The following is a 4,705-nucleotide window of genomic DNA, read 5'->3' on the forward strand; positions in this document are numbered from 1 at the left end:
ATGTCGCCGACGCGGGCGATCACCTGCGCATCGGCGGTCAGAAGCGCCCCGAAGCCGCCGAATTCGTGGATCAGCTTCTTCGCCAGCGGCTTGGTGTCGCGGCGGGGGAGGGCGAGGGCGAGCAGATATTCGACGAGCTCGTGATCGAGCAAAGCCTCCGGCCCGCCCTCGAACAGCCGCTGGCGAAGCCTTGAGCGGTGGCCGGTGCCGTCGAGGGGAGTGTCCGCCATCAGGCTGGATTAAGCTTCATCATGGCCTTACGCAAACCGCGTGCCGCTCCTTGCAAAAAGTGACGGGTCCGGAACGTTGGTTGCTTGAGCGAGGTTATGCGTCGATGGCCCTCCGGCGGAATTCGTCTTATGCTCCGGTCTTCCTCCGCTGAGGCGACCGCGATGAACGATGAAGAGGAAGCGGTCGTTGCCCGGCGGCGCCCACGCTGGCGGCTGGCGCTTCTCGCCATTCTCCTCCTTGTCGCAGCAATCATCTTCGGGATCTGGTTCGAGCGGCGGGAGATCGCTGCCGACTATATCGCCCGCGAGCTCGATCGGCGCGGCGTCCAGGCCAGCTACGAGGTGAGGGAAATCGGCTTCCGTACCCAGCGGCTTGAAAATGTCGTCATCGGCGATCCGCGCCGGCCGGACGCGACTGCGAAGTGGGTGGAGGTGGAGCTCTCGCTCGGTATCCCCAAGACCCGTGTGACCCTCATCAAGGCCCGCGGCGTTCGATTATTCGGGCGCGTGATTAACGGGCGGGTGTCGCTCGGCCAGATCGACAAGCTGCTTCCGCCGCCGAGCGGCAAGCCCTTCCGGCTGCCGAACCAGCGGGTGGACCTTGCCGATACCGCGATCCGCCTCACCACGCCCGCGGGCCTCATCGGGATGAGCATCGAAGGCGTGGGCAATCTCGCCTTCAGTTTCGAAGGCAAGGTCGCGGCGGTTTCGCGCGGGCTTCGCCTCGGCCGCAATTGCAGCCTGGAGGCGCCCGCTTTCTACGCCGCGGTGACGACCGAGGACGAGCAGCCGACGTTCAGGGGGCCGCTCCGCGCGAAGAGCATCGGCTGCGCGGGCGTGCAGCTGGCGCAGCCTGCGCTGACGGTCGACGCCACTCTCCGGCCGGGCTTCGACGGTGGGCGGGGGAGGGCCGAGGTTGCCGCGGCGGAGCTCCGGTCCGGCGGCCAGAGCTTCAGGCGCGTCGCGGGCCGGGTCTCCTTCGACGGAGATGCCGAGCGGGTGCTGGGAACGCTTGCACTCACGTCCGAGGGTGCGGCGGTGGGCGCATATCGCATGGGCCGCTCGCGCCTCGGCGGCCGCTATGCCGTTGCGCCCACGGCCGGCAATGTGACGCTGGTCGCCAATGCGGCGGCCGGAGGGATTTCGGGCGTCGGCAACCTGGAAGCCGTCGCGGCCGCTTTGAAGTCGGCGGCGGGCACCCCGATGGAGCCGATCGCGGCTTCGATCGCGGCAGCGGTTCGGCGGGTGGGCCAAGCCTTCGACGCTCGGGCGTCGCTGCGATTCGTCAGCGGGCCGGGCTATTCCGCAGTCCGGGTCGACCGCCTGCGCGCGGCGAGCCGAAGCGGCGCGGCCATCAGCCTCGGCGGCCGGAGCGGGATCAGCTATTATTGGCCGCGCGGGGCCGGCAGGATCGACACGGACCTCGCACTTTCCGGCGGCGGTTTTCCGCTCACCCGGCTCAGCCTCAGTCAGCCGCGGCCGGGCGGCTCGATCCGCGGCCTTGCCTATGTCGCCCCGATGTCCGCCGACGGCGCGCAGCTGCAGCTGAACCAGGTGCGCTTCACCGCGGCTCCGGACGGCCGCACGCAGATCCAGACGACGGCGCTGCTCAGCGGCCCGTTCAGCGGCGGGCGTGTCGACCGGCTGCTGCTGCCGGTGAACGGGAGCTTCGGCGGGGGCGGTTTCGTCTTCGGCGAACGGTGCACGCCGGTGACGTTCCAGTCGCTCCGGGTGTCGGGGCTGAGGCTCGGAGCGACCCGGCTTCCGCTCTGCCCGACCGGCCGGGCCCTCGTCTGGGGCGGCAATGACGGCCTTCGCGGCGGCGCGTCCGTCCGCCAGCTTCGGCTTGGCGGACGGCTGGGGCAGTCCCCGATCAGCGTCGCATCGAGCCTGTTCCGCTTCAGCCTCGCCGATCGCGCGTTCAGCAGCGCCGACGTCGCGGTGCTGCTCGGCAGCACCGGTTCGCAGAATCGCTTCGCTCTGGGCAGCCTTTCCGGCCGCCTGACCCCTCGCGGCATTGCCGGCGCTTTCGCAGGGGGCGACGTGAAGCTCGCCGCAGTGCCCCTGCTGCTCTCGAACGTGCGTGGCGGATGGAGCCTCAGCGGCGGCGATCTGGCGGTGAACGGCGCAATGACCGTCGCCGACGAAGCCGATCCGCCGCGCTTCTTCCCGCTCGCCACCAACGACTTCGCCCTCACTCTCCGCGACAATCAGATCGCCGCCACCGGCTGGCTGATCGACCCGGAGACCGGCACACGCGTCAGCCTCGCCGAAATCCGGCACGATCTCCGTGCGGGCCGCGGCAATGCGGTGCTGGAGGTTGCGGGGATCCGCTTCGACCAGGATTATCAGCCCGAGCAGCTGACTCGCCTCACGACGGGCGTCGTCGCCCTGGTAAACGGCGTGGTGAAGGGGAGGGGCGATATCAGCTGGGGCCCCGAAGGCACCAAGAGCAGCGGCACCTTTTCCACTGACGATCTCGATCTCGCCGCCGCCTTCGGGCCGGTGGAGGGGCTGAAGACCAGTCTCCACTTCACCGATCTGCTCGGCCTCGAGACGGCTCCCGGGCAGGTCGCGAACGTGGAGGTGATCCGTACCGGCATCGATGTCTTCGACGGGGCGATCCGCTACCAGCTGCTGCCGGGTCTCCGGGTGCGTATCGAAGGGGGCAGCTGGCCGTTCGCCGGAGGCGAGCTCATCCTCGAGGATACGATCCTCGACTTCTCCAAGCCGACGCTGAAGCGGCTCGTCTTCCGGGTCCGCGGCCTCGATGCCGCCCGCTTCATCCAGCAGATGGAATTCTCGAACATCACCGCCACCGGCACGTTCGACGGCACCATCCCGATGGAATTCGACGAGAAGGGCGGTCGCATCGTCGGCGGGCGGCTGGTTGCGCGGGCCGAGGGCGGCACGCTCTCCTATATCGGCGAGCTCACCGACAAGCAGCTCGGAGTCTACGGCAAGCTCGCCTTCGATGCTCTGAAGTCGCTCCGTTACAGCAAGCTCACGATCGACCTCGACGGCGACCTTGCCGGCGAGTTCGTCGCCGGGATCGAGCTTGACGGCGTTGCCCGCGATCCGGCGCTGACGACGGTCGCCGGCGGCGGGATCAGCGGCATGGTTGCGCGCCGGGCGCTCGGGCAGCTCGCCAAGATCCCGTTCGAGTTCAACATCAACGTCCGCGGTCCCTTCCGGGCGCTGATCGCCACGACGCGCTCGTTCGAGGATCCAAGTCTGCTCATCCAGTCGGTCCTTCCCGAGGAGCTGAGGAAAAAGCCGGTCACCACAAACGTTCAGCCTGATGAAAGCGAGAAAGTGCGATGAAGCGTGCGATATTGACGAGAACCTGTCTCGGCCTTGCCGCGGCGACGATCCTCGGGGCGCTGCCCGGATGCGTTCAGGTGAGCGCTCCGGAAAAGCCGATCGAGATCAACCTCAACATCAATATCAGGCAAGAGGTTGTCGTGCGCCTGCAGGAGGATGTACGCGATCTCATAAAGCAGAATCCGGGAGTGTTTTGACATGAACCGCCGAATGAAACTGATCCTCGCCGCCGGCATCGGCCTTGCGGCAGTCGTTGGCGGCACCGGCGTCGCTTATGCGATGCTTCAGGCGGACGCCTCCGCATCGCTCCGCGCCAGCGGCAAGGTCGGCGAGCAGGCCGACGGCTATCTCGGCGTGGTCGGCTCGGCCGACGCTTCGCTTCGCGCGCAGGTCGATGCGGTGAACATCAAGCGCCGCGCTTACTATACCGATCTTGCGAGCAAGCGCGGCGCGAAGATCGAGGAAGTCGCAGCGGCGACGGCCTGCGAGATCTTCGCGAGCCGCGTCGGCCCAGGCCAGTATTTCCGCCTCGGCGACGGCGTCTGGCGCCAGCGCGACGGCAGCACGCCCGTGCCCCGGCCGGATTATTGCGGCTGAGAGCTACCGTGAGCCTTCGAACGAGGCGCGGTCTTCAGGCTTGATCGCTGCCAGCGTCGCGGCATCGATCCTGAGATCGACCTGGTATCCGCCCTCGGCATAGGGGCCGGCCACCGAGGGCGGCAGCAACACTTGCAGGGTATCGAAACGGCCGTTGCCATTGCTGTCCGCCGCGACCACGGCCTGGTCGTCGAGCGTCGGGCAGGCGGTCATGAAATCGCCCGGTGAGGCGGGCAGGGCTTCGCCGCGTTTCTCGGTTCGCTCCGCATCGAGCCCTTTGCAGAAACGGTCGCTCAAGGCTGCCATCACCCGCGCCTCGGCCGCGAACAGGTCGCCGAACGCGACCTGCCGGTCCGTCTGCCGGTCCCAGATGATCGTGTCATAGTCGCTGTTCGGGTGAGCGCCGCCGGTGAAGGTGCCCACCTCGGCGACGATGCTGAGCAGCCGCGGCGTCTTGCCCGCCACCCGCCATTCCTTCGAATAGGAATGGGTGAAGAAGTCGGCGCCGCCGTCGCCGCGCCCGGCCTTATCCTCCTTCGCCGCCGCCTGCACCT

At 68.1% G+C, this 4,705-nt stretch carries 4 protein-coding genes and 1 pseudogene; 3 read left to right on the plus strand and 2 right to left on the minus strand.

Features of this window, described 5'->3' with window-relative positions:
* Positions 1 to 230: pseudogene (locus tag VF662_RS03480) on the minus strand (hypothetical protein); the annotation flags it as partial.
* 162 nt (positions 231 to 392) lie between these two features.
* On the opposite strand from VF662_RS03480, the gene VF662_RS03485 reads away from it, so the two are divergent.
* The 3 genes from VF662_RS03485 to VF662_RS03495 are packed head-to-tail and all read left to right on the plus strand — an operon-like array spanning position 393 to position 4,151.
* Positions 393 to 3,554 (plus strand): intermembrane phospholipid transport YdbH family protein, encoded by a 3,162-nt coding sequence (locus tag VF662_RS03485; RefSeq protein ID WP_464137729.1) that lies wholly within the window; start codon positions 393 to 395, stop codon positions 3,552 to 3,554.
* A complete protein-coding gene (locus tag VF662_RS03490) occupies positions 3,551 to 3,751 on the plus strand; it encodes a YnbE family lipoprotein (RefSeq protein ID WP_464137731.1) in 201 nt (66 codons plus the stop codon). Before VF662_RS03485 ends, VF662_RS03490 begins: the two co-directional genes overlap by 4 nt.
* A 13-nt stretch (positions 3,752 to 3,764) precedes the next feature.
* On the plus strand, positions 3,765 to 4,151 hold the full coding sequence (locus tag VF662_RS03495; protein WP_464137733.1) for a YdbL family probable chaperone protein: 387 nt from the start codon (positions 3,765 to 3,767) through the stop codon (positions 4,149 to 4,151).
* A gap of 3 nt (positions 4,152 to 4,154) precedes the next feature.
* Here VF662_RS03495 and VF662_RS03500 read toward each other — a convergent pair.
* A partial coding sequence (locus VF662_RS03500; RefSeq protein ID WP_464137735.1) for a polysaccharide deacetylase family protein occupies positions 4,155 to 4,705 on the minus strand: 551 nt, incomplete at its 5' end.

Source organism: Allosphingosinicella sp. (assembly GCF_036387215.1).
GTDB lineage: Bacteria > Pseudomonadota > Alphaproteobacteria > Sphingomonadales > Sphingomonadaceae > Allosphingosinicella.

Coding starts and splice junctions, on each gene's coding strand:
- VF662_RS03490 (WP_464137731.1), top strand. CDS start 3,551: ATGAAGCGTGCGATATTGACGAGAACCTGTCTCGGCCTTGCCGCGGCG.
- VF662_RS03495 (WP_464137733.1), top strand. CDS start 3,765: ATGAAACTGATCCTCGCCGCCGGCATCGGCCTTGCGGCAGTCGTTGGC.
- VF662_RS03485 (WP_464137729.1), top strand. CDS start 393: ATGAACGATGAAGAGGAAGCGGTCGTTGCCCGGCGGCGCCCACGCTGG.